2 protein-coding genes and 1 pseudogene are annotated in these 2,668 nt (G+C 54.0%); 1 reads left to right on the top strand and 2 read right to left on the bottom strand.

Annotated elements, in window-relative coordinates:
* Window positions 1-102: 102 nt before the first annotated feature.
* Both ACX80X_RS21040 and ACX80X_RS21035 read right to left on the bottom strand, forming a co-directional pair.
* Window positions 103-323, bottom strand: a pseudogene (locus tag ACX80X_RS21040) (ISL3 family transposase); the annotation flags it as partial.
* 320 nt (window positions 324-643) lie between these two features.
* Complete coding sequence (locus ACX80X_RS21035) at window positions 644-1,933, bottom strand: hypothetical protein (RefSeq protein ID WP_252603981.1); 1,290 nt, start codon at window positions 1,931-1,933, stop codon at window positions 644-646.
* A gap of 402 nt (window positions 1,934-2,335) precedes the next feature.
* Between ACX80X_RS21035 and ACX80X_RS21030 the strand changes: the two genes are divergently transcribed.
* Window positions 2,336-2,668: IS110 family transposase (locus ACX80X_RS21030; RefSeq protein WP_459313296.1), on the top strand; the 333-nt coding region annotated here is incomplete at its 3' end.

Below are 2,668 nucleotides of genomic sequence, written 5' to 3'. Positions count from 1 at the left end.
CCACCGAAACCCGCTACCCCGGCACCGACCGGACCCTGCGATTTGAGATCAAAAACAAAGAAACGTCAGCCAACAATTAAAACGCTATGTCCAGAGTCCTGAGGCCTTCGTGGCGGGGTCCTGGAAGAACCGCACGGACCGGTACCTGGCTCATCGATGCCCAGCATCCTCGGCGCCAGAAGGTCCACGTCCGGAAGGCGGAGAGCGGCGTCACCGATGACCTGCTGGACCAGCCACCACGAGACGCCGAAAGCCAGGGCAGTCTCGGACGCTGCCCGTCCCGAGGTGATGACCGCGTCCAGCACGGTCTGCCTCAGCCGCCGTAATCATGGAGATTGAAGATCAAGCTGGCAGCATCTTCGGCCGCCACAGTAGCCTCTAACAAGGCTCGTGGCTGCTGTTCAGGTTGAATGCGTAGATAACACTCATCCCAGCAGGACCACAAGTCCTTTGCTAGCTATAACACGAACCTATTTCCCCGAGAACCTTGAAGAGCCGGAATATGTGTCAGTCGGGACCGCAGAATCGTGCTTCATTCAGTCGGCATAAAGTTCGTCAACAACACGATTTTCCCAGATCCGAAACTCCGGTGGCTGCTCAACCACATGCGAAGGACGGCATCTGCTGAAAGCCTCGGCCTAGCTCAGGAGCGGCTCCTAGCTTTCGGACTTACAATGTACTCATTAATCCGACGCAAGGTCACCTCGCGCGATAGTGGAAAGTGGCCTCCTTTTAGGAGATTCCAGGCGCTGTACATTTCGACAACAAACTCACATTGCGCCCAACGGTGCTTGGACATTAGAGCTCCGAGTCGAGCGAGAAAAGGACCCATTTGTGCACCGACATGAGTGTGATCCCTATTGTTTTGCAGGTAAAGAAAGTCCGGGACCCACTGTTCAGAGATGAACCGTTCTATTAGGTCAATCCGGTGCCGGAATTTTTCGGGCACAAGTTCAGCCGAATCAAAGTTCAGACCAGCTTTAATAGATGCATCAGAAGCAACCTTGGCACCATACGTTTCTAGGCAAACTTGAGGAATGTCGACTATCGCCCTAGAACCAGGCAAACATGAGGCCATAGCTAACGCCGAATAACCACCAGCAGATGCACCGAAAAAAGTAATATCATGGTTTTCAATATCTAGGGCGCTTGCGATCTTCGAGATAATCCCCACAGCCTCTTTGAGATAATCACGAGATTGAGTTCCCACCCACCAACCTGCCAAGAGGTCATTCCGCGCGTAAAGGGACGGGTCATTTAGAATGATCGCCGACGCCTCAAGTCGTGGAAGCCAGGACCATCGGTAAAAATGGGGCAAAGGAGTGATGTCTCGATTAATCGCATCCTGCCCGAACACAACCAATTTACGTGATCCGGATCTCAAATCGCTGAAGAAATCGAAATCTACAGAATCCATTTCTAATTTAACCGCATGCCGTTCATCTAGCAGAGGCTCGTAATTCTCGATTTCCACGTACCGCTTTTGCAACTCAGGAAAGTCAACTTGAGGGGGATTAAACCGAGATCCAATGGGTTGCGTGCTAATTATTTTATGAACATGCCCAGCAATTTTCAGAATAAACTCTGCAGGAGTTTCAGCCGGAACATAACGCGTGATAATGTTTGCACTCATGGGATTTACATAATCGCTGAGGAAAACCATAAGCACTGCCCCAGTCGGAAGCTGATTGGCTATCATGACCAAGGACTCCGAGGAAACTTGCTCGTCAAACACGGAAAATGCTATGAGTCGGCCATACGGCAGATGCAGTGCCATTCTCTTGGCGTTGTCAATCTCCGATGTGTCGCGGGTCATGAGCTGTGAAACATCAAAAGGTTCCAGTTGAAGGTGTTCAATCACCGTGTCCATGATTCCGCCCGGCGAGTCGACGTTTCCTATCCAGTCGACCGCTGATACTTCCGGTGCGTTCATGTCCCGCTCTCTTGATTCCCACGCTCTGGCTCCGCATACTCCCGTATCGGAAAATTGCACCCATCTTAACATGCACCTGGCCCCGCGCTTGTTTTTACCTTAACCGGACTCGTTACTACCTTAGGTTGGCACCCAGGTGGTGACGGCGAGATGTGCCTAGCCCCATTGCGTAGCAGCCCCAAATCGGGCNCCCTTCCCCCCCCCCCCCCCCCCGTTACCTTTTTAGTAGCCCCTTAACGAGTAAGAATTGGGGTTGTTGGCCTGTCGGTCCCGGCATGATTAAGTCCCCCAGTCATCAATGATCCGGGGGGTGTTGTCACCGGGATTCGATAGGCGCCAGGGGATCGCTAATGGGGACCGGACCAGCGCTATGAAACACCGCGTAGGTCAGCCGTAACGTGGATGCCGAGCCTTGCCGCCGCAGGACATGCCAACACAGGTTTGACGGACACAAATTCTGGGAGGTTTGCGTTGATCAAGGACCATGAACTCGTCGACATCTTCATCGGTGTTGACGTCGGCAAGAGCAATCACCACGCGGTCGCCATCGACCGCCAGGGCAAGAAGATCCTCGACCGGGCGCTGCCCCAGGACGAGGCAAAACTGCAAGCCATCATCCGCTCCGTCGCCGTCAAGGGACGGGTCCTGTTGGTCGTCGACCAGCCCTCCACCATCGGCGCCCTGCCCGTCGCCGTGGCCCAGGCGGAAGGCATCATGGTCGGCTACCTGCCGGGG

This window comes from Pseudarthrobacter sp. MDT3-1 (genome assembly GCF_054510755.1).
Note: the sequence above shows the minus strand (reverse complement) of the source record. Positions and strands in the feature narration are given on the sequence as shown.

Coding starts and splice junctions, on each gene's coding strand:
- ACX80X_RS21035 (WP_252603981.1), bottom strand. CDS start 1,933: ATGAACGCACCGGAAGTATCAGCGGTCGACTGGATAGGAAACGTCGAC.